Source organism: Bradyrhizobium sp. HKCCYLS3070 (assembly GCF_051167575.1).
Taxonomy (GTDB): Bacteria; Pseudomonadota; Alphaproteobacteria; order Rhizobiales; family Xanthobacteraceae; genus Bradyrhizobium.
The window spans coordinates 25,715-50,359 of the sequence record NZ_JBNPTI010000004.1 but is presented as its reverse complement, the minus strand read 5'-3'; the positions used below and the strand labels follow the sequence as shown (position 1 = coordinate 50,359).

Sequence of the window (24,645 nt, the reverse complement as noted above, 5' to 3'; positions counted from 1 at the left end):
AATCCATCCCATTTACCTCATGTGTGGGTAGTCTGTCCCCCACCCCGGCTCTCCGGAGGAGGGTGAGCAGCGATCCGGTCGAGCCACTGCTCTCCCGCACCGCACCATCTTCCCTCGCGACCTCCGACTAGCCACTTCTTGTTCCGGATGTGTCGAACCCTTGTCACAACCGCACGACATATCCTTGTCAGACAAGGAGTGCCGCCATGCCCGCGCTTGCCTTTTCGAACAATGATATTGCCGTCATCGCCTGGACCTTCGATCGCCGTCTCGACGGCTGTCTCGGCTTCGCCATTCATCGCATCGATCTCGCCGATCACACCGACACCGTGCTGCCGGCGCTGGCACGGTTTGCCGGGCAGACCGCGGACAAGCTCACCACCGAGCAGGCGCCGATCCAGAAGTTCTGGTGGAAGGATCTGTTCGCCAAGCGCGGCGGCACCTACAAATATCGCATCGTGCCGATGGCCGGCACGCCCGGCCAGGCGCTGACGCCGCTCGAAGGCGTCGCGCCGCTGGAGAGCAATCCGGTCACGCTGACGCCGGAGCGGCCGCCGTTCCACGTCTATTTCAACCGCGGCATCACCGCGACCCAGGCGCTCAGCCATGCGCTGAACGACAAGCCGAGCGTGTCGGCGCTGGCCCCGCACATCCTCGATCCTGCCGATCCCATTCGCATCCGCCTGATGGGCCAGCTTCAAGACGGCCTGACCTCGCTGCTGGCGCGCGCCGATGCCGGCGGCGGCGCCATCCATGCCGCCCTCTACGAGCTCAACGATCCCGACGGCCTGGAGAAGCAGCTCCACCAGAACCCCGCGAGCCGCACGGTCATCCTCGGCAACGAGCAGGGCAAGGACACCGACGACGCCGACGCCGAGAACCGCGCCGACCTCAAGTCCGCCGGCGTCACCGTGATCGACCGCATCCTCGGTAAGGGCAGCATCCCGCACAACAAGTTCATGGTGCTCACCGAGAACGGCAAGCCGAGCGCGGTGCTGTCCGGCTCGACCAACTGGACCTCGACCGGCCTGTGCACCCAGACCAACAACGCGCTGGTGGTGGAGAGCCCAGTGTTGGCGCAGCGCTATCTCGGCTATTGGAACGCGCTGAAGGCCGACGTCGACGCCGCCGCCGGCGACAAGTCGGCGCTGCAGTCGAAGACCTTGCGCGACTTCGCCCGCGCCAACAATGCCGACGCGATCCAGGCGCCGGTCGACCTGGGCCACGGCGTCACCATCGAGCCGATGTTCTCGCCGAACACGCCGGGCAAGCTCGGCAAGAATCCCGATACGCCCGGTGACATGGGCCGCGTGTTCGAGCTGATGCGATCGGCCAAGCACGCCGTGCTGTTCCTGGCCTTCGATCCCGGCAACAACTCGATCCTCGACGTCGCCGGCCAGTTGCTCAAGGACAAGCCCGATCTGTTCGTGCGGGGCGCGCTGACCAGCCCGGTGCGCGCGACGAACTTCTCCGCCGCGCTGCATTCCGGCGGCCATTCGGAGGTGCCGGCGGAGGAGGGAGCGGACGACACCGCGCCCCAGGTGACGGTGGTCGGCGAGGCCGGCAAGCCGAAGAAGCCGGGCGCCAAGGGCAGCATCGATTTCCGCGCCGTGCCGGCCGGCGCGGTGCAGGACGCGTTCGGCAAGTGGGAGAGGGAGCTCGGCAAATACGGCTTCGCCATCATCCACAGCAAGATCGTGGTGATCGATCCGTTCAGCGACGACTGCGTCGTCGTCACCGGCTCGCACAATCTCGGCTTCCGCGCCTCGCACAACAACGACGAGAACATGCTGATCATCCGCGGTCACCGCGGTCTCGCCGAGGCCTATGCCTGCCACGTCCTCGACCTCTACGACCACTACGCCTGGCGCTTCCTCTTGCAGCAGCACCCGGAGATCTTCGGCAAGCCGCTGCAATCCGACGACACCTGGCAGGACCGTTACATCAAGGGCGCGGATGAGAAGTCGCCGGAGCTGCGGTTCTGGCTGTCGGCGGCGGGTGGCGGCGGGGCGGTCGAAACGCCACCGACGCCGAAGAAGCCCGCCAAGCCAACCGGCACCACCAAGCCGGCCAAGACACCGGCTGCGACGACGAAGCCCGCGAGGCCGTCGACCAAGCCGGCCAAGAAGGCCCAAAAGAAGACCGCCGCTGCAGCCAAGACCTCGGCCGGCCGCAAGACAAGCACGACAAAGAAGGTCGCGAAGAAGGCGTCGAAAACGGCAAGCCAGCGTGCCGCCTCAGCGAAGAAGGCGAAGGCCAAGGCGACCAAGACGGCGGCCAAGCGTCCGGCGAAGAAGACCGCGACCAAGACCGCCAGGCGAGCCAAGACGAGCGCCAAGAGGAAAGGGCGCTGAGCGTTGCGCCCGCGCTGAACCGTCGCCGCGCAGACGAGGCCATGGGATCGTGATGCGAGTCCGCGGGATCGCATCATGATCTCGTCTCTTGCCCGAAGCGGATCGCGGGCACACGAGCGTTCCAGTCCTCAGAGCATGATCCAAAAAAATGGAAACCGGTTTTCCGAAAAGATCATGCTCTAGCCGTCTTGAAGCGGGCTCAGTAGGCCGTCCATCCGCCATCCGTCGCGTAGAACGCGCCGGTCAGGTTCGACGCCTCGGGCGACAGCAGGAACAGCATCACCGCGACCTGCTCCCACACGGTGGCCGGACGATGCCTGGGATCGGCATAGCTGAGGATCGAGTTTGTCTTCAGCCGTCCCATGCCGCCGTCGGCCGGCGACCGCTGCATCTTGGCCGCGACGGCCTGCGCGGCCCGCGCGATCATCGGCGTGTCCGTCGCCGCCATGTTGACCGAGTTGATGCGAATGCCGTGGGGCGCGTAGTCGACCGCGGCGTTGGCGGTCAATCCGTTGACGGCGTGCTTGCTGGCGACATAGGCCGGATTGCCGGCCAGTCCGGTCAGGCCGGCGATCGAGGCGACGTTGACGATCGCCCCGCCGCGCTTCTGCGCGACCATCTGCCGCAGCTCGGCCCGCATGGCGCGGAACACGCCGGTGGCGTTGGTGGCGAGGACATTGTCCCAATAGGCATCGGAGGCTTCGTGGATCGGCGCAAACAGCAGGTCCTTCTGCTTGTCGTAGTCGAACGCCTCGCCGGAAAATACGCCGTCCATGACGCCGGCATTGTTGATGGCAAAATCCAGTCCGCCGAATTTCTCGACCGCCCGCCTGACCATCATGTCGCAGGTGTCGCCCTTCGCGACATCGCCGACGAGAAATTCGATCGCGCCACCCTCGCGCTGGATCATGGCCGCCGTCTCGCGCGCCGTGTCCGGCAGCCAGTCGATCCCGACGATGTTGGCGCCCTCGCGCGCCGCCCGCAGCGCGGCGGCGCGGCCCATGCCGCGGGCAAATCCGGTGATGGCGATCGTCCGTGACTTGAAGCGATCCTTGATGAAGTAGTCCGGATCGATCGGGCTGATCGCGAGGTTGGCCGGGCCGACGGGCTCAGCCGCCTCAGCGCCTCCCGGAAGCAGTTGCGCCAGCGGAATCGTCACGGCCCCCGAACCCAGGCTCTGCAACATGCTGCGGCGATCCATCGACATCTCCCCTCAGAAGCTGATCCGGGCCAGCGACATCGCGCTGAACCACGGGCGGGTGTTGCCGACAACGGCCTGGCTGACGCCGGACAGCGGCGCCGTCAGCGCGACGCCCGACTGGAACATCACGTTGCGGCTCATGAAATACTTCACCGTCAAATTGACCTCGTAGCCGAGCAGATGCCCGGCCAGCGTCGAGGTGGTGCCGCCGATATTGTTGAGCTGCTGCGCCTGGAACAGCCAGGCCTGCGGCACGAGCTCCCATTGCGGCGCCGGCCGCAGGATCGCCTGCAGGCGATGGGCGATCAGGTTGGTGTCCTGAAACAGCTTGTAGTGGTTCAGCCCCTGCACCCATTCCTCGCCGGTGCCGCCCGACAACAGCGGATCCCAGCGCTCATAGGTCCGCGTCGCCGGATTGTCGCCGCTGAATCCGGACAGCCGATAGCTCAAAGTGGGGCGCCACAGCGCCTCGTTGAAGGTGTAGCCCGCCTCGACATAGCCGCCCCAGGCGCGCATCGGAAACGCGTTGCGGTCGTTCCATTGCAACGCCAGCTCCGTCTTCGCATAGGGACCGGACGCGCCGATGGCCGGCGTCCAGTAATAGCGCACGTCGGCGACCTGCAGCCCCTGGCGCGTGCCCTGCGCCGTCGCCGTGTACCAGCCGTAGTCGGAGCGCGGCACGGTCAGATAGGTCAGTCCGAGCTGATGCGGCGTGCCCAGGCCCGTCTCGAGGTTCGCGCCGGCGATGACGGTGTGGGTATCGATCGCCGGCAGCTCGTCGGGGGCGAGACGGAAGGCCTCGAATTTCGTGGTGTTGTAGCGAGCCTGCGCGAGGAACAAACTGTCGGCAGCCCAGCGCGGATTGAGCTGCAGCGCGGCGCGGTCAAAACCGTTGGCTGCCGTGATCCTGATCAGCATGCCGTCGGCAATCTGGAACGGCTGCCGTCCGCCGGACAGGTTGATCACCAGCCGCGAGCCGTCGTCGCCCGTGATCCCCGTGACGAGGCCCGCATAGGCGTCCTCGATCGCGCCATGGCGGCGCGGGCCGGTGACGAACAGGTCCGTGCCGGTCGAGCCGCTGGCCAGATAGGAGAGGCTGCCATAGGCATAGATGTTGTTGCCGACCGGTCCGATGCCCTGCAGCCCGCCCTCCAGCGCGGCTTCGCCGAACGACGACCAGCCGGCGCCGGCCGGTCCCTTGGCGAGTGGATTGGCGCCGACGAAGGCCTGCGGCCGGCCATACCAGGCATCGTGATTGGCGTAGCCGAGCGTCGCGGCCGTCAGCTTGAGCTTCAGCAGGCTGTCGTCGCCCTGATGAAGATAGGGGAAATCGACGCGGCCCGGATCCGCCTGCGGCCGGTCGCCGACGACGACGCTGAGCTCGACCGCAACGCCGCCGGTGTTGCCGTCGACGTAGTTGATCGAGGCCGTGGCCACGCCGGGGATGCGCTTCACCTTGGCGAGCCCGAAATCGACCATCAGGTCGTGAAGCTGCGACCCCGGATAGATGTTGAGTGCCCGCCGAATGCGATCCTCGAACGCGACCCGCTGCGCCCCACTGGGCACCACGCCCGACAGCACCAGACGCACCGACTCGATCGGCCGGTTCTCGAACGTGGGCCCCAGTGCCTGGGCGCCGGCGGCAGAAACGAGCAGCAGCGAGAACAGCCACGCCGCCAGGTGCGGACCGAGGCTTCCGCGCATTGGGAGACGTCTGCCGTCCGGCATGGCTCTGCCACCAGCTCATTGCGTGATCCGATGATCGGCGAGGCCAAGGTAGCGCGATTGATCTTGATCAACCAGAGCGAAATGTGCCGCAGGCCACCCATCCGGTCCGCGCCGCTGCAGCGAGAGCGACCGGACGGACTCATGGACGTGCTTTTGGCGAGGCTCGCCGTTGGAGGAGGATCGCGCGGTAGTTTTCCGATAGTTTTCTGCAGCGTCACCGTAATCAAGGAGTGCCGCTAGGTCCGCGGCTCTTCCGAGACCCTGAGATCATGATGCGGGTCCGCGGGATCGCATCATGATCTCGTCTCTTTGCTCGAAGCTGATCGTGGGTGAACGATCGTTCCAGTCCTCAGCGGACTGGAAGCGGGTTCAATAGGCCGTCCATCCGCCGTCCGTCGCGTAGAACGCGCCGGTCAGGTTCGACGCCTCGGACGACAGCAGGAACAGTATCTTTGCGACTAGCTCCTACATGGCGTCCGCGCGTACGGTGCCGCCAGCGCGACCGGCCAGACTCATGGGCCCGCCGTTACACAACGGCCGAGATGATAGTTTTGTGCAGTCGAGCAGCGTCACCGTAATCGCTGTCGGTCAATGCAAGGACCGCTAGTTTTCGTGGACGTGAAAGCCCGGTGCGCGGAACGCTCCGGGCCAATCACGTGGTCGCAAGAAACGACTATTGATGCACCCGCAGGGTCCCGTCCGCGTTGTAGTCACTCTTGGGATTGTAACCGGAATCGCGGTGCGTTCTACGATGTAGGGCAGCGTTGCTGCCGCTTACGCCCGGAGTTCCGCTATCAACCCGCATGGTCCCGTCTGCATTGTAGTCACTCTTCGGCCCGTAGCCGGAATCGCGATGCGTTTTTGCATGTAGGGCAGCGTTGCTGCCGCTCAGGCCCGGAGTTCCGGGATTGACCTGCATATTTCCATATTGGTCGCGATCACTTTTGCTCGCCCCGACCTGCTGAGCCGCACTGGCTTTTGCATGAGTACCTTTTGCATGATGAGTACGATGTCCTGCCAAGGCCGCAGATGTAGAGACGGCGAGAATAGCAAGACCAACAGCAATGCTTCTAGCCATAGTGAACTCCTCACGTTGAAGGACCATTGATGACGGATACGCCGTCAATGCTAGCCTGCCACGGAAATTGTTGACCGTCTTTGATGCAACTCAAGGTAATAAGGCGGGTGCGACGTCACGGTCCGCACAACTTTTGGCATCATTTCTTCGGCTCTGGTGCGGTGCCCGGCGGAGCCGATGTCGCTCCGCAACATGCCTCTGACGACGGGTTTGACCGATGCCTTCACCGTACCGCTATCGACTTCGACTTGCGAAACGCCGGTCGTCATGTCGACCAGAAGCCGATCGCCGCTCAGCACGTTCCGGCAACTGGTCGACACCACCCCGCCGAGCGTGGTGATCAGAATTGGGACCGATCTCTGCGCCGCATGGGCATCGCAGGTGACTTGCGCGAAGCCGCACATGGCAGATCGTCGATCCGAAACAGGAGCGTTCGACAGAGTCTCGATCGGGAACGCAAGCCTTGACGGTGGCCGTTCGAACGGCTGGAAGAAATATGATTTCTGTTTATCGAAATTCTATTTTGTTTTTACGAAAAATGTGCTTTACTCCGCGCGTCCCGCCCCAACGAGGGGACGCTTCGCGGTCGTCACGGACGTCGGGTGTGGGATGCGATGGGCGCTTGGGATCGCAGCATGGTTCGCCGTGCCGACGAACGATCCCGGGCGCACGGTGAAGTCGCGTGGTCCTGGCCTCCCGGTGCTGAGGTCGAGCCTGTAGGCGTTGCTGATGAGCTGCCTGCGGGTGATGGGGGCAAGACAGCCGGTCCCCAGGGAGATCGCGTATAAATCGTAAAGCCATCGCGCAGGGAGGGCCGGGTGTTTCGGCCAGACCTGTGGTGACTGCCGCCTGCTTTCTTTTCTGCAGGCGGGCCACGGGCGCGGCCAGCGCCCGGCCTTCCCTGCGCCCTCGGTTAGGAGAGGGCGGTGAGAATGGCACATAGCTCGGGCGCTGGGCGCCGCGAGATCGCGAGGGTTTGTCCGCAGGGTCGCATAAGGTGCATCCGTAGATGTCGTGCGTGCTTCTCGGGTTGAACGTCGCCCCCGGGCGTCATTGCGAGCGCAGCGAAGCAATCCAGGGGCCAGGGTGGGACTCTGGATTGCTTCGTCGCTTCGCTCCTCGCAATGACGGAGATGGGGGGCAGCAGATCGCGCCCGACTGCCAGGCTTGCCCTGCCGGGACAGGCGATGCGCCGCAACCGCCGGAGAAGGGAGCGCAATGTTCGCGAAGCCGCAGCCTGTGCGCGACGTTCTTCGCCTCGATCGACCCAGCCCACAAACAAAAACCCCGCCATTCGCGGCGGGGCCCAGTCTGGGAGGAGCAAGCCGTGAGGCTCGCCGGTGGACCCAGTGAAAGCTCAGGCGGGGATGCGCTCGTCCATGTCGTGCGGCTCGCGCAGCACGTAGCCGCGGCCCCAGACGGTCTCGATGAAGTTGCGGCCTTCGGAGGCGTTGGCGAGCTTCTTGCGCAGCTTGCAGATGAAGACGTCGATGATCTTCAGCTCGGGCTCGTCCATGCCGCCGTAGAGATGGTTGAGGAACATCTCCTTGGTCAGGGTGGTGCCTTTGCGCAGCGAGAGCAGCTCCAGCATCTGGTATTCCTTGCCGGTCAGATGCACGCGCTGGCCGCCGACTTCGACCGTCTTGGTGTCGAGGTTGACGACGAGGTCGCCGGTCTGGATGACCGACTGGGCGTGGCCCTTGGAACGGCGGACGATCGCGTGGATGCGGGCGATCAGCTCGTCCTTGTGGAACGGCTTGGTCATGTAGTCGTCGGCGCCGAAGCCGAGACCCTTGACCTTGTCCTCGATGCCGGCGAGGCCGGACAGGATGAGGATCGGCGTCTTGATCTTCGAGACACGCAGCTGCTTCAGCACGTCGTAACCGGACATGTCGGGCAGATTGAGGTCGAGAAGGATGATGTCGTAGTCGTACAACTTGCCGAGGTCGACGCCTTCTTCGCCCAGGTCAGTCGTGTAGACATTGAAGCTTTCGGACTTCAACATCAGTTCGATCGACTGCGCGACGGCGCTGTCATCCTCAATCAGCAAAACGCGCATGCCAGTTCCCCATAGTCGCCGCTCCGGGCGTCAGGTCGGCCGCCATCTGCGGCACTCAAAACGCCTTTGAACAACTGATTCGGATCCTGACGAGAGATGGTTAACAAATCCTGATTCCCCTCCGCAAGCTCTATCCGTGCAATTTTTATCGAATCGCCGTAAGGTGTTGCGATGAAGCAGTTTTTCTTAGCCGCTCTCGTTCAAGCTCCATGTTAAGAGATGGACCTAACCGACTCTCGGATCTCACCGCTTTTTGAGGGCGGCAAAGCGAAGCACGTCAGTCACTCCAGACCATGACGTAATGATTAATGATGCGAGTAAACACAGAGTTAAGCCGACGACGCGAATCTGCCCCTACTTAAGGTTTTCGCAATGAAGGCTCTGGCCCAATGACAGCTCTCTCGTAATGAAGGCGCTTTGGCAATGAAGGCTCTGGCCGAGCAGATCAGCGACATCGACGCCGTGAACACCTATGGGCGTGTCGTCGGCGTGAAGGGACTCATGGTGGAGATCGCCGGGCCGATTCATGCGATGTCGGTCGGCGCGCGCATCGTGATCGAGACCGGCAACAATTACATCCCTGCCGAAGTGATCGGTTTCTCCGGCAAGAATGCCGTGGTGATGCCGTTCGCCGGGCTGGAGGGCGTGCGCCGCGGCTGCCGCGCCGTGATCGCCAATGCCGCCAATCAGGTGCGGCCGTCGCCGGCCTGGCTCGGCCGAGTCATCAATGCGATGGGCGAGCCGATCGACGGCAAGGGGCCGCTGCCGCAGGGCGCCTCACCGGTTCCTTATCGGAACAATCCGCCGCCAGCGCATTCGCGCCGGCGCGTCGGCTCGCCGCTCGATCTCGGCGTCCGCGCATTGAACACCTTTCTCACCTGTTGCCGCGGCCAGCGACTCGGCATCTTCGCCGGTTCCGGCGTCGGCAAATCGGTGCTGCTGTCGATGCTGGCGCGCAACGTCGACGCGGCGGTGTCGGTGATCGGGCTGATCGGCGAGCGCGGCCGTGAGGTGCAGGAGTTCCTGCAGGACGATCTCGGCGAGGAGGGCCTCGCGCGCTCGGTCGTCGTGGTCGCGACGTCCGACGAGCCGGCGCTGATGCGAAGACAGGCGGCGTATCTGACGCTCGCGATCTCGGAATATTTTCGCGACGAGGGCAAGGATGTCCTTTGTCTGATGGACTCGGTCACGCGCTTTGCGATGGCGCAGCGCGAGATCGGGCTGTCGGCCGGCGAACCACCGACCGCGAAGGGCTACACGCCGACGGTGTTCACCGAGCTGCCGAAGCTGCTCGAGCGGGCGGGGCCGGGCAGCGGCGAGGGCACCATCACCGGGATCTTCACGGTGCTGGTCGATGGCGACGATCACAACGAGCCGGTGGCGGATGCGGTGCGCGGCATTCTCGACGGCCACGTGGTGATGCAGCGTTCGATCGCCGAACGCGGCCGCTATCCGGCGATCAACGTCCTGAAATCGGTATCGCGCACGATGCCGAAATCGGCCGACCCCGTATTCTTGCCGACGATCATGCGCGCGCGCCAGGTGATGGCGACCTATGCCGACATGGAGGAACTGATCCGGCTCGGTGCCTATCGCGCCGGTTCCAGTCCGGAGGTCGACGAGGCGATCCGGCTGCACGAGCCGCTGGAGGCGTTCCTGCGCCAGCGCAAGGACGAGGTCTCGACGCTGCAGAACGGGTATCGGGAGCTGGAACAGATCCTGGGGCGCTTGGAAACGGAAAGCTAACTTTGTCGGGTAATCATCCCCTCCATGTAATGAGCCTAGTCGGCGAGCCCAGCAAGGGCGGCCGGCCCTGTCCCGCGCCGTACACGGGACTTCTGGGGAGTATGAGTCGATGAAGTCGCGCGAAACGCTGATCCGTCTGAAGAAATTTCAGGTGGATGAGAAACGCCGCCGGGTGACGCAGATCGAGGGCATGATCGCTGACTTCCAGCGCATGTCGGCCGAGCTCGAGCGGGAGATCCAGACCGAGCAGGAGCGGGCCGGCATCAACGACCCGACCCATTTTGCCTATCCGACCTACGCCAAGGCCGCGATCCAGCGCCGGGAAAACCTGACGCGCTCGGCCGACGAGCTGCGCACCCAGCTCGAGGACGCCAAGGCCGCGTTGTCCGAGGCGTTCGAGGAAATGAAGAAGGTCGAGCTGCTCGACGAGCGTGACCAGGCCCGCGAGAAGGCCGAGGAGAGCGCCCGCGAGCAGGCCGACATGGACTCTATCGGCCTGATGCGCGCCCGGCTCGGCGTCATCGCCTGAGCCTGTCGCCGTCACGGCTGTCGCTTTCGAAAACCCGGGCCGCGAGGTCCGGGTTTTTCGTCGTGCCCACCCCGGTGGAGAGTTGCCCAGGACTTGTGCTACGGGAGGACGTAGGCTCGAACGAGGGAGTGGGGCGATTTTCGGGGACGCTGAATGCTGACGCCGGCAGAGCTGGTCTGGTTGCTTGCCGCTGTTGCCAAAGGGGACGAGGCTGCCTTCGAGCGCCTCTACGCGGCGACGCGCGCGAAACTCTATGGCGTCGTGCTCCGTATCTTGCACCGACAGGACCTCGCCGAGGAGGTCGTCCAGGAGACCTATGTGAAGGTCTGGAACAACGCCGCACAGTTCAACCCGGCCGTTTCTTCCCCGATCACCTGGATGGCCGCCATCGCCCGCAACCGCGCCATCGATCTGGTGCGCAAGCGCGGTGAGCTGTCTTTGGAGGATGAGCCCTCCGCGCTGGAGGTTGCGGCCGAGACGCCGGATCCGCTGGCGCGCCGCGAGATGTCGGAGGAGCTCAAGCGTCTTTTGGAATGCGTCGGCCAGCTCGAGCCCGACCGCCAGAAGCTCGTGCTGCTTGCCTACTACAACGGCTGGAGCCGCGAGCAATTGGCGACCAAGTTCGAGGCGCCGGTGAACACGGTGAAGACCTGGCTGAGGCGGAGCATGATGGACATCCGCCAATGCCTCGGTCTCGGATGAGGTGCTGTTCGGACCGGCGAGAGACCTTGTAGGACGTGACCTGGACCTGTGATGGCGTATAGCGAAGACCATATCGCGCTGGCGGCGGAATATGCGCTCGGGACGCTCGACGCCGCCGAACGGGCGCAGGTCGAGACCATGATGGCGGTCGACAAGGATTTTGTCGCGCTGGTCCAGGCGTGGGAATTTCGCCTCGGTCCGCTCAATCAGATGGTCGGGCTGGTCGAGCCGCGTCCCGAACTGTGGGAGCGCATCAAGGCCGAGATTGCGCGGTTGCGCGCGACCGCGGAGAGCGCGCCGGCTGGACAGGTGACGATCGTCGAGGCTCCGGTCGTTGCCGCTCAGCCCGAGCCCGCGCCTCCCGAGGTCCCGCCCGTCGAAGCGGAAGCCGCGCCGATCCATGCGTCTCCCGTCAGCGAACCAGAGCCTGAGGTCGCGGCGCCGGTCATCACGCCGACACGCAGCACTTTCGCGGCTCGCGAGATCGCGAACGACGACACCAATGTCGTTCAGCTCTCGTCCAAGGTCCGGCAGTTGCGCGCGGTCGCCAACATCATGACCGCGCTCGCGGCCGTGCTGCTCGCGCTGGTCGGTGTCCAGGTTTACCGCCCCGACCTCCTGCCGCGGCCATTGCAGCCGAAGCCGCGGATCCAGACCGTCGAGGTCAAGGTGCCGGCCGCGCAACCCTCCGCCCAGTTCGTTGCCCTCCTGCAGAAGGACGCGGCGTCGCCGGCCTTCATCCTGACCGTCGATGCCGCCAGCAAGAGCTACACCGTGCGCCGGGTCGGCGCCGCGCCGGAGCCGGGCAAGAGCTTCGAGTTGTGGCTCGTCTCCGACAAGCTGCAGAAGCCGCGCTCGCTCGGCGTGATCGGCGGCAGCGACTTCACCAGCCGTCCCGTTCTCTCGTCCTACGACGCCGACACGGTCAGTCGCGCGACCTACGCCGTCACGGTCGAGCCGGAGGGCGGGTCGCCGACCGGGCAGGCGACCGGGCCGATCGTTTTCACCGGCAAGCTGATCGAGACGGTGCCGTCGGCGCGGTGATTCAACGCCCAAAAGAGAAAACGCCCGTGGGGAGCGGGCGTTTTCAGTAGTCGACTTGGGGTTGGGTCTACTACATATCCACGCGGCCAGTTGGGGGGCTGTGAGAACCGCGTGAATTCCGGGAATTCCTGTCAGCGAACTACCGACATCTCCGAGCTCGTCACCACGACCGGCTTGCCGGCCTTGAGGACCTTTGCCGTCTGCGCGTAGTTCGGCTCTGCATTCAGTCGGGCGGAGATGCCGAGGCCGGCCACTGCGATGCCAGCCACGAGCGCAACCACCACGATCTTGAGGTGGGTCGTACGATCCGCGCTGTAAATCGAGTGGTTCATGGAAGCCTCCTGCCGTCTTCCGTCCTTCGCTGATTCGTGTGAGCCGGGGGCTTTCCGGTTCATCGTCTCGCGTGAACTAACGTAGGAAACCTCAATTCTGTTTCGTAGGCCACATCACAAGTGTGTGATAAGGCGTGATGTCTCGCGATCGAAAGTCGATGAAATATGAATTTCTATAGTTATATCAATAATTTGATTTGTTGTTCGGTATGCGGATGAAATTTCAGCCACCTAACGCAAAATTAAGAATTCGTTTGCCTGTGGCGGTAAAGCAAGGGGTGGTCCGCCGGTAAAAACGGCAAAAGCCGACGCCTCGCGCCGGCCCCGCCGATCAAACGCGCCCGGAATTCTGCGGTTCCGCAACGTCAGCCCTCACACGCTCCCCACCGTCTTCAGCCGCGCTCGCGGATGGATCTCGGCCTGCGACAGCACCGTGGTCTGGGCCCGGAAGCGCTCGACCAGCGAGCGGACGAACGGCCGGATCGCCGCCGACGTCACCAGCACCGGCGATTCGCCTTCGCGTGCGGCGCGCTCGAAGGCATCGCGCGTCGCGGTCATGAACTCCGACAGCTTCGACGGCTGCATCGCGAGGCTGCGCTCCTCGCCCTGGCCGATCAGCGATTCCGCAAACGCCTGCTCCCACCTGGCCGACAGCGCGATCAGCGGCAGGTAGCCCATCGGCGAGGTGTTCTGGGCGCAGATCTGGCGGGCGAGGCGGGCGCGCACGTGCTCGACGATCGTGGCCGGGTTGCGCGAGAACGCGAGCGCGTCGGCGATGCCTTCGAGGATGGTCGAGAGGTCGCGGATCGAGATGCGCTCCGACAACAGCAGTTGCAGCACGCGCTGGATGCCGGAAATCGTGATCTGCGTCGGCACGATGTCCTTGACCAGCTCGCTCTGCTCCTTCGGCAGCTCCTTCAGGAGCTTCTGCACCTCGCCGTAGGACAGCAGGTCGCTCATATTGGCCTTGAGCAGCTCGGTCAGGTGCGTCGACAGCACGGTCGCCGCGTCGACGACCGTGTAGCCCTTGAGCGTCGCCTCTTCCTTCAGACCGGCGTCGACCCAGGTGGCGGGCAGGCCGAAGGTCGGCTCCGTCGTGTGGATGCCGGGCACCGCGACCTGGTTGCCGCCGGGGTCCATGACCATGAACTGGCTCGGCCAGATCTTGCCGGAGCCGGCGTCGACCTCCTTGATCTTGATGATGTAGGTGTTGGCCTCGAGCTGGACGTTGTCGAGGATGCGCACCGACGGCATCACGAAACCCATCTCGATCGCCAGCGACCGGCGCAACGCCTTGATCTGGTCGGTCAGGCGGTCGGTGCCGTCGGGCGCATTCACGAGCGGCAGCAGCGCATAGCCGAGCTCGATCTTGAGGTCGTCGATCTTGAGCGCGGCCGAGATCGGCTCCTCGGCGGCCGCGGCGGTGGCAGCCGCCGCCGGCGCTGCAGCCGCGGCGACCTCCTCGGCCTTCGCGACCTCCTTCTGCTTGCGCGCCTTGAGGGCGAGCGCGGCGGCGCCGCCGCCGAGCGCCAGGAACGGAAGGGTCGGGATGCCCGGCAGCAGCGCCAGCACCAGCATCACGGCGGCCGACATGCCGAGCGCCTGCGGATAGCCCGAGAACTGCTTGATCAGCGCTTTGTCGGCGGCACCGCTGACGCCGGCCTTGGAGACCAGGAGGCCCGCGGCGGTCGAGACGATCAGCGCCGGCACCTGGGTGACGAGACCGTCGCCGACGGTCAGCGTGGTGTAGGTGCGGGCGGCCTCGGCAAAGCCGAGACCCTGCTGGGCGACGCCGATGATGATGCCGCCGATGATGTTGATGAAGACGACGAGGAGGCCGGCGACCGCGTCGCCGCGGACGAATTTGGAGGCACCGTCCATGGCGCCGAAGAAGCCGCTTTCGTCCTCCAGCTCCTTGCGCCTGATCTTGGCGACCTTCTCGTCGATCAGGCCGGCGGAGAGGTCGGCGTCGATCGCCATCTGCTTGCCGGGCATGGAGTCCAGATGGAAGCGCGCCGCGACCTCGGCGATGCGGCCCGAACCCTTGGTGATGACGACGAAGTTCACCGTCACCAGGATCGCGAACACGATGATGCCGATGACGAAATTGCCGCTCATCACGAAGTTGCCGAACGCCTCGATGACGTGGCCGGCGGCATCGGTGCCCTCGTGGCCACGCGACAGGATCAGCCGGGTCGAGGCCAGGTTGAGCGACAGCCGCAGCATCGTGGAGATCAGGAGGATGGTCGGAAAGGACGAGAATTCCAGCGGCGCCTGGATGAACAAGGCGGTCATCAGGATCAGGATCGACAGGGTGATCGAGATCGCCAGGAACAGATCGAGCACCAGCGAGGGCAGCGGCAGGATCAGCACCACCAGGATGGTGAGGATGCCGAGCGCCAGCGCGATGTCGCCGCGCAGGACTGCTGTCTTGAGGTCAGCGAATGAGAACCCGCCGGCCGGAGATCCGACCCCCTGACCCGCCGTGACGTCGACCATGGCTTTCGCCCCTTCCCGCGGGCCGCGTGTGCCGGCCCCAAACGACTGCGCGACGGCCGCAGGGCCGCCGTTCCGAAACTGAGGTACCGCGCCGGCGTCCACGGAAGGTCTCCTCCGTCAACTGCACCCAACCACGACACGCACATTCCACCCGGCAATTTTTGCCCGGTGGTTGGTTAGCGTTCGGTTAATGGCGGTTAACAAAGGGTTGCGGGGGCAGGAGAGCGGGCGCACTTGGCGAGCCAGGCGCTGGTCTGCATCGGTCGGTCTCCTGCATCGGCTTGGTTGGCGTGCGCCCACGGTCTCGCGGCGCCGCGCGCCCGAGTTGTGCGTCAGGTCCGCCCTCGATCGGATGGAGGGCGCAGGGAAGGCCGGGCGCTGGCCGCGCCCGTGGCCCGCCTGCAGCAAAAAAAGCAGGCGGCAGTCACCACAGGTCTGGCCGAATCACCCGGCCTTCCCTGCGCGACGGTTGGAACGGCTTATACGTGGTCTCCCTGGTGCACCGGGCTTGTTGGCCACCATCTTCGGCGTGATGCGCGAGCACCGCCGCCAACTTGACACCAGCATCGGGGTGTCAGGACCGCACGACTTCGCCGTGCGCAACGAACCGTTCGTCCGCGCGGCCACAAGCCACGCTGCGATTCCCTGCGCCCATCGCATCCCACCTCCCACGTCTCGTGACGGTCGCGACACGCCCCTCCGGCGGAAGCAGGATGGGAGATCATATACATGATTTCTGAAAAAATGAAACAAGAATATTTCGTCAAATCAAAATTCAGGTTTTCTGCTGACCCGGGGCTCGGCGCTTGCGCGTCGTCCGGCTGCGCGCGTGGCGCCGAGCAATGTGTCGATATCGTGCGTGTCGCGCGGCGCGCGGCATCAAGTTTTTCTGATCGCTGCGATCAGCGTTTGCGATTGGCGGCGAGGGATGCTGCTCTTTAGAAGGCTTCTAAATTGAATGCAGGAGAACCGAAAATGCGTCGACAGAAGCTCCCCCATGGTCTGCGGCTGACAGCGACGGCTGCTGGCCTGGCCGGGCTTGCATCGCTCATCGCGGTCGCCGCGCCCAGGGCGGAGACGCCGACACCGACCCCGGCGCCAGCCTACCTGCCGACCGTCAGCGACCTGATGATCGCGACCATCCAGCCGCGCCATCTCAGGCTCTGGATCGCCGGCCATAGCGGCAACTGGGCGTTCAGCGCCTATGAGCTCGGCAATCTCAAGGGCGCGTTCAACCGCGTCAGCCGGGCGCAGCCACTGGTCGAGGGCAATTCGTTTGCCGACATGACGACGGCCGTGACGCAGCAGCCGTTCGACGAACTGGCGCAGGCCATCAAGCAGAAGGACATCGGCCGCTTCGAGCGCTCCTATGCCGACCTCACCGCCGCCTGCAATTCCTGCCACCAGGCGCTCAATCGCGCCGCCGTGGTCATCAAGGTGCCGCAGACCGCCAGCGTTGCCGACCAGGACTTCACGGCCGGTGCGGAGTGACAGCAGGCGGACGGTGAGGCACGATCGGTCGCGCGCCGTCCGCCGCTGCTGCCGGCCGGGGCCACGCGTGCGGATCAGCGAGGCGTGATCGACCCCTCGGTTTGTTGCGTGGGTTGATTCCAACCCGGAGAGACTTCCGGCCGGTCTTTGTTGGCAGGTGCCAACTCCGGGGGGATGCGCTTTCCGGCGTCGCAGATCGGCGAAGTGCTCACATCCTCTCGCCTACAGCTTCACAACGATCTTGCCGAAATGCGAGCCGGACCGGAGACGGGCGAACGCTTCGGGAGCGTCGTCAAAGTCGTAGACCCGATCGACGATCGGATGGATCGCGTGTTCGGACAGGAATCGATTCATCGCCGTGAAATGTTCGACCGAACCCACGGTGACGCCGATGATGTCGGCATTCTCCCACTGCAGGCGGGCGAGGTCGGGCTTGGGGCCGAACCCCGTCAAGACACCGATCTGGACGATCTTGCCACCCGAAGCGACCGACCGCAGCGATCGGTCGTAGGTGCCGGGGCCGCCGAGCTCGAGGACATGCGTGGCGCCTTCGCCATCCGTCGCTTTCATCACGGCGACATCCCAATCGGGCGTGTCGCGGTAGTTGATCAGGATCGAGGCGCCGAGCGCCTGGGCGCGGGCGAGCTTCTCATCCGAGGACGAGATGACGATCGCGCGCGCGCCCAGCGCGGCCGCGAACTGAAGGCCGAACAGCGCGACGCCGCCGGTTCCCTGGACCAGCAGCGTGTCGGCCTTGCCCATTCCGCCACGGGTGATGAGGCCGTGCCAGGCCGTCACGCCGGCACAGGGCAGGGTCGCGGCTTCGATCGACGTGAGGTGCGCCGGCACGGGGACCAGCGCCGTCGCCGGCAGCACCACGTACTCCGCCAGCATGCCATCCATCGTGCTGCCGCCGAGGGCTGACGGAACATAGCTCGCCTTGAACGGCCCGGAAATCCAATCGCGAAAGAACGATGCGGCCACACGGTCGCCCGGGCGCCATTGAACGACATCGGAGCCTACGGCATCAACGATGCCTGCGCCGTCGGAGAGCGGGACGCGGCGGTCGAAACCGCCTTCACCCGCTCGGTCGAGGATCAGGAGGTCGCGATAGTTGAGACTTGCCGCCTCGACCTGAATGCGGACCTCGCCAGGGGCGGGTTCGGGTTTGATGACGTCGGTGCGCACCAGGCGACCCGCGCCCGCATGGCCATTCAAATGATAGGCTTTCATCGTCGCTCCTTCACAAGGGACTCCACTTGGATGAGCACGATCTGTAAGGTCTGACAGCGCTGTCAGGGTCAAGAGGTTTTCAGTGAAGATCGGCGAACTTTCCCGGAGGACGGGAGTCAGCATCCGGATGCTGCGTTACTACGAGGACGAAGGCTTGCTTGCGCCGCACCGAACCTCGTCCGGTTACCGCGACTACGGGCCGGCGGACGAGGAAGCCGTGCGCCGGATCAAACTGCTCGGCTCAGCCGGCATGACGCTCGAGACGATCAAGCAGTTGCTCCCCTGCGTGCGCAACAACCGTCCAGATTTCAGGCCTTGCGACAATTTGCGAAGAATACTGGCGCAGCAGGTCGGCCTCATCGATCAACGCATCGAGGCACTCAGCCAGAGCCGGACGATTCTCGCAGGCTTCATCTCGAGCGTGAACTGATCGCCGGATATCGAATGTCGACCGTGGGCGACGGATCGATCGAAGACGTCGACATTCACTCGCCCGCCCAGGGGGACCCGCATGAAGCTCTATTCGTTCTGGCAGTCGCTGGCGAGCTTTCGCGTGCGCATCGCGCTCAACCTCAAGGGCATCGCCTATCAGCAGGTCGCGGTCGATGTCGACCGGCAGCAGCATCGCGACGAGGCCTATGCCGCGCTCAACCCGCAGATGGCGCTGCCAGCGCTGGTGCTCGACGACGGCACCGTGCTGACGCAGTCGCTGGCGATCCTCGAATATCTCGACGAAGCCTGTCCGGGCGCGGCGCTGCTGCCTGCCGATGCCAAGGGGCGCGCGCGGGTGAGGGCGCTGGCGGCAATGATCGCCTGCGATGCGCATCCGCTGACGACGCCGCGGGTGCAGCGCTATCTCACCGAGGTGCTGCACGTGGACGACGCGGCGCGCGCGGCCTGGCTCAGGCACTGGGCGTCGGAGATGCTGGTCGCGATCGAGGCCCAGCTTGCAGGCCATGTCGCGACCGGCCGGTTCTGCCATGGCGATGCGCCGACGATGGCCGACATCTGCCTCGCCGGCCACGCCGTCTTCGCGCGCAATAAAGGCCTCGACCTCGCCGCGACGCCGACGGTGCAGCGCGTCGTCGAGGCCGCGATGGCGCTGCCGGCGTTCGCGTCCGCCCATCCGCTGGCGCAACCCGACTCGCCGGCGGCGCTGCGCCGCAAGCCGGCGGTGTCGTAGTCGACGCCACGACCATCGGCGCTATCGCGCCGGCTGGCCGCCGTCGCGCTTCATCCAGTCGCGGAACTGCTCGAACAGGACCCTGGTCTCGTCCTCGCTCATCCGCCGGCCGCCGGTCGGCGCCCGCGTGCTCATCCACTCGTCGAACTGCTGCTTGACGGCGGCGCCGTCGGCCTGCGGCGGGCGCGTGCTGGCCAGCAGCTCCTCCGCGGCGCGGAAGCGGGTCCAGCCGGGCAGCGAGGAGGCGAGGTTGATCTCGTTCCATTTCGGATGGAACGGCGGCTGCTTGAACTGGTCGAACCGCTTGAACAGATAGTCGACGAAGCGCGCGACGCGGCGGTAGCGCTCGGTCTCCGGCGGCCAGTTGTAGACCGCCAGCACCTGCGGCACGCCGATGGTCTCGACGCTCTCGCCGGGCTTGAGCAGATTGGGGTAGTCCTGCGAGGTCAGCTTGGTCGGCACGTAGTAGTCCTGCAGGCTGCGCGCAAACGGAATCGGCAGGAAGTGGAAGCCCGGCTCGGGCTTGAACTTGGCGAACAGGTCGGTCGGCTTGCCCGTGACGTGGACGACGCCGGCGATCTCGCCACTGCGCATCTTCTCCAGCGCCACCGAATTGTTGATGAACACCTTTTCCGCGCCGATCTTGAGCCGGTCGAACACGATGCCGCCGGTGAGGTTGGCGGCGCTGCCCACGGTGTTGAAGGAGACCTTCTTGCCGGCGAGATCCTCCAGCGTCCTGATCTCCGGGCGGACGTAGACATGCATCTCGTTGATGTAGAACGAGCAGATGTAGCGGATCCGGTTCTTGATGTTGGCGAGCGTGCCGTTGCGGACGAACTCGTCGAGCACGTCCGCCGAGGTGATGGTGACGTCGACGCCGCGCAGATACAGCAGGTCCTCGATGTTGCCGAGCGCGCCGTAGGTCACCATCGGCAGCACGCGCAGGTTCGGGCGGTCGTCGAGCACCTTGGCCATCTCGGCGGCAAAACGGATGTTGGTGCCTTCGAGCAGGCCGCCGGCGACGCCGACCGTCCATTCGTTGGACTCCTGCAGCTTGCCGCCTTCGCCGGCCGCAGCGGCCGTTGCCGCCGCCGGCCTTCCGGTCCGCGCCGTCTGTGCCATGGCCGGCAGCAACGGTGCCGCCAGACTCAATCCCGCCGCAACGACGCAACTCAACAACGCCACCCGCATGCCCCAAATTCCTCCGTTGCCGGCCACACGGCGATCGTGAGGCGCGGCCGATTTTCGCGCATTATCTCCTTGGTTGAGGAATGAGGTCTACTACTCGCCGGTTGGGCGCAACCGGAGCTGCTGCGAGGCGCATCCTCGCCACCAAAAAGCCATGGGCTTGATTGCGCCTTGGTCTGGACGGAGAAACGCCGTGGTATCAGTCCGAGAGTCGCGCGAGATTGCACGCGGCCAAAATGGGATAGCGGAAATCGATGCAGCTTGCGGTTGCAGGGGGTGGTCGAAGCCGGATGTTCGTGCGATCGGTCGTCGAGGGCTGCTGCGAGATCGAGGCCTTGGCACGGCGCGATCAGGCGCCGGCCTTGCTTCCCTTGGCGCAATAGTCCCGCCAGAACTGCCGATAGCCGGCTTCGACGCAGCGCGTGTAGTTGGCGACGTCGCCAGCCGCCGAGCGCGCGACCAGGCCGGGTAGTTCGGGCCGCAGCTTCGCCAGCAGCTCGGGCCGCGCGGCAAAGCTCTTGGCGATCCGGATGTAGCCGTCATCATCGCCTGCGACCCAGTCGGCGAGGCCGGCCGCGGTCAGGATGCCGCCGGCGGCGCGCGAGGCCGCGCCGGCGCCGAGCTTGGCGACGACCGGCACGCCCATGTAGAGCGATTCGAACGTCGAGATGCCGCCGTTCTGCGGGAACGGGTCGAGCGAGATGTCGATGCGCTCGTAGGACTTGAGATGCTCGACGCGCTCGCTGGCGCCGAGGCAGAGGATGCGCGCCTCGGGCACGCCGTGTGCGACGAAGCGGGCGAGCAGCCCGTCGCGCACCGCGGGATCGTTCAGCGCGAGATGCTTGACGACGAGCTTCGCATCGGGGATCTCGGCGAGCAGCCGCGCCCACAGCGCGATCGCCGCGTCGGAGATCTTGTCGATGCGGTTGTAGACGCCGAAGGTGACGTGGCCGTTCGTCAGCATCGGCAGCGGCGACGGCGGAACGTCGAGCACCGGATCGATCGTGATCACCGAGGGCAGGTCGTGGACGTGCTCGGCGAACAGCGGCCGGACGCTCTCGGGCACCGTGACCGGATCGGCGAAGAAGTAGTCCATGGTGGCAAGGCCCGTGCCGGTGCCGCTGCCCCAGGCCGTGACCTGGATCGGCGCCGGCTTGCGCGCGAACACCGGCATGCGCGTGCCCGTGGTGTAGCCGGAGAGATCGACCAGGATGTCGACGCCGTCGGCCTGGATGCGGTCGGCGAGCTCGTCGTCGGACAGGCTCGAGGCCTCGACCCAGACGTCGGCGATCGACTGGAACGTCGCGGTGTAGGAATCGTGCCGCGGCGAGGTCGAGTAGCAGTTGACCTGGACCTGCGTCTTGTCGTGGCCGCGCAGCACGGGCAGGAAGGCGAAGGCCGCCGAATGCATGCGGAAGTCGGCCGAGACGTAGCCGACGACGATGCGCCGGTCGGGATCGAGCGAACGCGGCGCAAGTTTGCGGCGCGGGAATTTGGAGCCGACCGCCATCCACCAATATTGCCGCGCCGCCTGCTGGACCGCGAAGTCGGCGCCGGGCAGGAAGTCGAGATAGAAGATCTTCTTGGTGATCGCCTCGTCATAGTCCGGCTGCACCGCGAGCGCCTGGTCGAACTGGGCGATGGCGCCTGCGACGTCGCCGAGCCGGCCGCGACAGGCGCCGAGCAAAGTGAGCGCGACCTGCGCCTTCGGATTGGTGTCGAGCACGCGCTTGCAGGCGGCCATCGCCTGCGCGACGTTGCCGTTGAGGATGCAGATCTGCGCCTTGCCCTGCCATCCCAGTTGCAGATTGGGATCGAGCGTCACGGCGGCGTCGAAATCGGCTTCGGCGTCCGCCGTGCGTCCGGAGATCATGTAGAGCCGGCCGCGATGCGCCCGCAGCTCGGCGTGGGCCGGGCGTGCCGCCAGCGCCGCATTGAAGGTCGCTTCCGCCAGCTCGAAATGGTGCAGCTCGAGATGGGCGAGGCCCTTGTTGACCGTGGCCTCGAAATGGTTCGGGTTGAAGGCCAGCGCGCGCTCGGCGCTGGCGGCAGCGGCGTCCCACCGCCGCAGCATCAGCTCGGCGACGCTGCGATTGCACCAGGCATCGACGTCGTCCGGCTTGAGCTCGAGGGCGCGGGTCGCGGCCGCGAGCGAGGCCTCGCCCTGTCCGAGCCGCAGCAGCGCGATCGCGAGGTTGCGCAAGGTGATCGGCGCATTCGGGCGCAGCGCCAGCGATCGCTCCAGCGCGGCGCGCGCCTCCTCGTAGCGCTCGCAATTGATCAGCGCCCAGCCGAGATTGGACTGCGCGTCGGCGGAATTCGGCTCCATCGCGACGGCCTGCGTCAGGAAGGCGGTGGCCTCGGCGAAGCGCGCCGATGACACCAGCGACACGCCGAGCAGATGCATGGCATCGAAGCAGCCCGGGACCTCCTGCAGCAGCTTCGCGCACAGCGACTGCGTCTCCGCCTGGCGTCCGGCCTGGAAGGCTTTGTACGCCGTCGTCAGCTGCGTCTCGACGAGCTTCTTCTGCTTCTTTTCCTGCCGCGCCTTCTGGAAGGCGCGCGAACCGACGGTGCTCAAGGACTTGGGTCTCCGGACAGACAGGACGGCATGGCGTCGGACGCCGCAGCGGCGCGCTGCGGCCGGCAACCGGGCCGCCGCCATGCCCGGCGGCAGCAAAGCCCAGGATGTCCTGTGGTCGTCCGGTCGCCGGCCACGCGCAGCGCGACGCGGCGAAGCTTGCCCGCGCCATGGTTAGCAAATGGTTAACGGGAGGACGGAGGGAACTTGTCGCGCCCGCGAATGCCCAGGGAGCGACGGGGCAGTTCGCGCCGGGCGGATCAGCGCCGCGTGATCCGCCAGCTGCGGACGTCACGCCGACGATAGGGCGCCTCCTTGGCTCGGCACAGCCTTCCGGCACAACATTGCAGCGCTCACTCCGCGCACCCGTCGACCAGCACCAACCGGCTCGTCGTGGTCCGGTGCCGGATCGCGAACAGGTCCTGGATCTCGGGATCACCAAGGAAGTCGGTGGCGTTCTGGCGCGACGGGAATTCCAGGATCACGATGCGCTCTGGCGTCCAGCCGCCTTCGACCGGCGTGGGCACTGCGCCCTGGACGATGTAGCGGCCGCCATGCCTCGCGATGAAGGCGGGGATCCGTTCGATGTAGACCTTGAACGCCGCGAAGTCGTGAACGGCGAGGTCGAGGACGAGATAGGCTTTCATGGCATGCTCCGCGCAGGGAGCCGCGATCATACGATCCGAACTTGGAATGCAAACCCATCCGGCCGCCGGTTCGTGGCCTGATCCATCCGCACGTCATTCCGGGCTCGCGCTGTCCGGCGACGTCGTCGCCGCGCGCGCCCCGGAACAGCGGTGAAGAACGGGACGGCTCGAAACGCTGCCGCCTACTTGCCCCTCTCGATCTTGGTCACCGTGTAGCCGGAGGCGTCCTCGACCGCCTCGAACTTCACCTTGTCGCCGGCCTTGAGGCCTTTCAGCAGCGCAGCGTCCTTGACGCGGTAGACCATGGTCATGGCCTCGTCCATGCCAAGACTCTTGGCCGGGCCGTGGTGGAGGGTGATCTTGGCGTTGGCCTCATCGACCTTCTTGACGTCGCCGCTGATCGCCTCGGCGGCGAGGGCAGGGGTCGCGAGAGCGAGAACCAATGCGGCGGCGGTCGTGAGCTGAGAGAACGTCTTCATGATGTGTTTCCTTCTACTGGTGAACTCATGGCGAGGCGTAGGGCGAATGACGCGGCGATGATCCGCCCTACGCGTTGTCAAGACGGCTTCATCCGTCACTTCACGGCAACGTGGCCGGTCATGCCGAACTCGCGATGATCTGGGATCAGGCAGGAATATTCGAACGTGCCGGGCTTGGTGAACCGCCACAGCAGCTCGGCGGTCTTGTTCGGCGCGAGCCGGGCGCCGTTGGGCTCGTCGTGCTCCATATGCGGGTGCTTCTTCATGACCGCGGCGTGCTTCAGGTTCTCGGCCTTGGTGGCGAGCAGGAACTCGTGATCCTCCTTGCCGGTGTTGCGCAGCACGAAGCGGATCTGCTCGCCGCGCTTCACCTCGATGCGCGCCGGCGTGAACTCCATCTCGCTCAGCAGCACCTCGATGGTGCGTGACGGCTGTTTGGGATCACCCGGCTCACCGGCGGAATAGCCGCGCGATCCGTGCTGCTCATGGCCACGGGCCGGTGCTACGATCAGAGCGGCCGCCGCCATTGCGCTGATCGCGAATGCAGTCTTCATGGATATCTCCTGATGGT

General features: G+C 65.5%; 22 protein-coding genes. 9 read left to right on the top strand and 13 right to left on the bottom strand.

Going from position 1 to position 24,645, the window contains the following annotated elements:
* Positions 1-206 precede the first annotated feature (206 nt).
* A complete protein-coding gene (locus ACQR03_RS15335) occupies positions 207-2,354 on the top strand; it encodes a phospholipase D-like domain-containing protein (RefSeq protein WP_316201358.1) in 2,148 nt (715 codons plus the stop codon).
* Positions 2,355-2,553: 199 nt separating this feature from the next.
* On the opposite strand, the gene ACQR03_RS15330 is transcribed toward ACQR03_RS15335, so the two are convergent.
* From ACQR03_RS15330 to ctrA, 5 genes are all read right to left on the bottom strand, one after another.
* Entirely contained in the window at positions 2,554-3,555 is a 1,002-nt protein-coding gene (locus tag ACQR03_RS15330) for an SDR family NAD(P)-dependent oxidoreductase (protein WP_315752689.1), read from the bottom strand.
* A gap of 12 nt (positions 3,556-3,567) precedes the next feature.
* Entirely contained in the window at positions 3,568-5,259 is a 1,692-nt protein-coding gene (locus ACQR03_RS15325) for an alginate export family protein (protein ID WP_315752690.1), read from the bottom strand.
* A 697-nt stretch (positions 5,260-5,956) separates the two neighbouring features.
* Positions 5,957-6,361 (bottom strand): hypothetical protein, encoded by a 405-nt coding sequence (locus ACQR03_RS15320; protein ID WP_315714033.1) that lies wholly within the window; start codon positions 6,359-6,361, stop codon positions 5,957-5,959.
* Positions 6,362-6,411: 50 nt separating this feature from the next.
* Positions 6,412-6,765 (bottom strand): hypothetical protein, encoded by a 354-nt coding sequence (locus ACQR03_RS15315; RefSeq protein WP_315767794.1) that lies wholly within the window; start codon positions 6,763-6,765, stop codon positions 6,412-6,414.
* A 953-nt stretch (positions 6,766-7,718) separates the two neighbouring features.
* The gene (gene ctrA / locus ACQR03_RS15310) at positions 7,719-8,420 is read right to left on the bottom strand and encodes a response regulator transcription factor CtrA (protein ID WP_012046382.1); all 702 of its coding nucleotides are present in this window, start codon (positions 8,418-8,420) and stop codon (positions 7,719-7,721) included.
* Positions 8,421-8,843: 423 nt separating this feature from the next.
* Between ctrA and fliI the strand changes: the two genes are divergently transcribed.
* The 4 genes from fliI (at position 8,844) to ACQR03_RS15290 (ending at position 12,441) form a co-directional block, all read left to right on the top strand.
* Positions 8,844-10,166: a flagellar protein export ATPase FliI gene (gene fliI / locus ACQR03_RS15305; RefSeq protein WP_315714035.1), complete on the top strand. Its 1,323-nt coding sequence runs from the start codon at positions 8,844-8,846 to the stop codon at positions 10,164-10,166.
* 109 nt (positions 10,167-10,275) lie between these two features.
* On the top strand, positions 10,276-10,695 hold the full coding sequence (gene fliJ / locus ACQR03_RS15300) for a flagellar export protein FliJ (RefSeq protein ID WP_315714036.1): 420 nt from the start codon (positions 10,276-10,278) through the stop codon (positions 10,693-10,695).
* Between the two features lie 153 nt (positions 10,696-10,848).
* Positions 10,849-11,397, top strand: coding sequence for a sigma-70 family RNA polymerase sigma factor (locus ACQR03_RS15295; RefSeq protein ID WP_315714037.1), 549 nt, complete (start codon positions 10,849-10,851; stop codon positions 11,395-11,397).
* A 51-nt stretch (positions 11,398-11,448) separates the two neighbouring features.
* The gene (locus ACQR03_RS15290; protein WP_434842320.1) at positions 11,449-12,441 is read left to right on the top strand and encodes an anti-sigma factor; all 993 of its coding nucleotides are present in this window, start codon (positions 11,449-11,451) and stop codon (positions 12,439-12,441) included.
* A gap of 131 nt (positions 12,442-12,572) precedes the next feature.
* Here the strand turns inward: ACQR03_RS15290 and ACQR03_RS15285 are convergent, their stop codons facing one another.
* On the bottom strand, positions 12,573-12,773 hold the full coding sequence (locus ACQR03_RS15285) for a hypothetical protein (protein ID WP_315714039.1): 201 nt from the start codon (positions 12,771-12,773) through the stop codon (positions 12,573-12,575).
* Between the two features lie 372 nt (positions 12,774-13,145).
* Entirely contained in the window at positions 13,146-15,272 is a 2,127-nt protein-coding gene (gene flhA, locus ACQR03_RS15280) for a flagellar biosynthesis protein FlhA (protein WP_315714040.1), read from the bottom strand.
* Positions 15,273-16,001: 729 nt separating this feature from the next.
* On the opposite strand from flhA, the gene ACQR03_RS15275 reads away from it, so the two are divergent.
* On the top strand, positions 16,002-16,214 hold the full coding sequence (locus ACQR03_RS15275) for a hypothetical protein (RefSeq protein ID WP_434842319.1): 213 nt from the start codon (positions 16,002-16,004) through the stop codon (positions 16,212-16,214).
* A gap of 33 nt (positions 16,215-16,247) precedes the next feature.
* Positions 16,248-16,763: a cytochrome family protein gene (locus tag ACQR03_RS15270; protein WP_315752692.1), complete on the top strand. Its 516-nt coding sequence runs from the start codon at positions 16,248-16,250 to the stop codon at positions 16,761-16,763.
* 222 nt (positions 16,764-16,985) lie between these two features.
* Here ACQR03_RS15270 and ACQR03_RS15265 read toward each other — a convergent pair whose 3' ends face one another.
* A complete protein-coding gene (locus ACQR03_RS15265) occupies positions 16,986-17,996 on the bottom strand; it encodes a zinc-dependent alcohol dehydrogenase family protein (protein WP_434842318.1) in 1,011 nt (336 codons plus the stop codon).
* Between the two features lie 82 nt (positions 17,997-18,078).
* On the opposite strand from ACQR03_RS15265, the gene ACQR03_RS15260 reads away from it, so the two are divergent.
* Positions 18,079-18,426, top strand: coding sequence for a MerR family transcriptional regulator (locus ACQR03_RS15260; RefSeq protein ID WP_315714045.1), 348 nt, complete (start codon positions 18,079-18,081; stop codon positions 18,424-18,426).
* Positions 18,427-18,507: 81 nt separating this feature from the next.
* Positions 18,508-19,179: a maleylacetoacetate isomerase gene (maiA, locus tag ACQR03_RS15255; protein WP_316191578.1), complete on the top strand. Its 672-nt coding sequence runs from the start codon at positions 18,508-18,510 to the stop codon at positions 19,177-19,179.
* Positions 19,180-19,200: 21 nt separating this feature from the next.
* On the opposite strand, the gene ACQR03_RS15250 is transcribed toward maiA, so the two are convergent.
* The 5 genes from ACQR03_RS15250 to ACQR03_RS15230 form a co-directional block, all read right to left on the bottom strand.
* The gene (locus tag ACQR03_RS15250; RefSeq protein WP_315752696.1) at positions 19,201-20,370 is read right to left on the bottom strand and encodes a TAXI family TRAP transporter solute-binding subunit; all 1,170 of its coding nucleotides are present in this window, start codon (positions 20,368-20,370) and stop codon (positions 19,201-19,203) included.
* A 346-nt stretch (positions 20,371-20,716) separates the two neighbouring features.
* A complete protein-coding gene (locus tag ACQR03_RS15245; protein WP_315752697.1) occupies positions 20,717-22,948 on the bottom strand; it encodes a tetratricopeptide repeat protein in 2,232 nt (743 codons plus the stop codon).
* A gap of 353 nt (positions 22,949-23,301) precedes the next feature.
* A complete protein-coding gene (locus ACQR03_RS15240) occupies positions 23,302-23,595 on the bottom strand; it encodes a DUF1330 domain-containing protein (protein WP_315752698.1) in 294 nt (97 codons plus the stop codon).
* 182 nt (positions 23,596-23,777) lie between these two features.
* Entirely contained in the window at positions 23,778-24,074 is a 297-nt protein-coding gene (locus tag ACQR03_RS15235) for a copper-binding protein (protein ID WP_315752699.1), read from the bottom strand.
* Between the two features lie 95 nt (positions 24,075-24,169).
* A complete protein-coding gene (locus ACQR03_RS15230; RefSeq protein ID WP_315752700.1) occupies positions 24,170-24,628 on the bottom strand; it encodes a cupredoxin domain-containing protein in 459 nt (152 codons plus the stop codon).
* Positions 24,629-24,645: the final 17 nt, after the last annotated feature.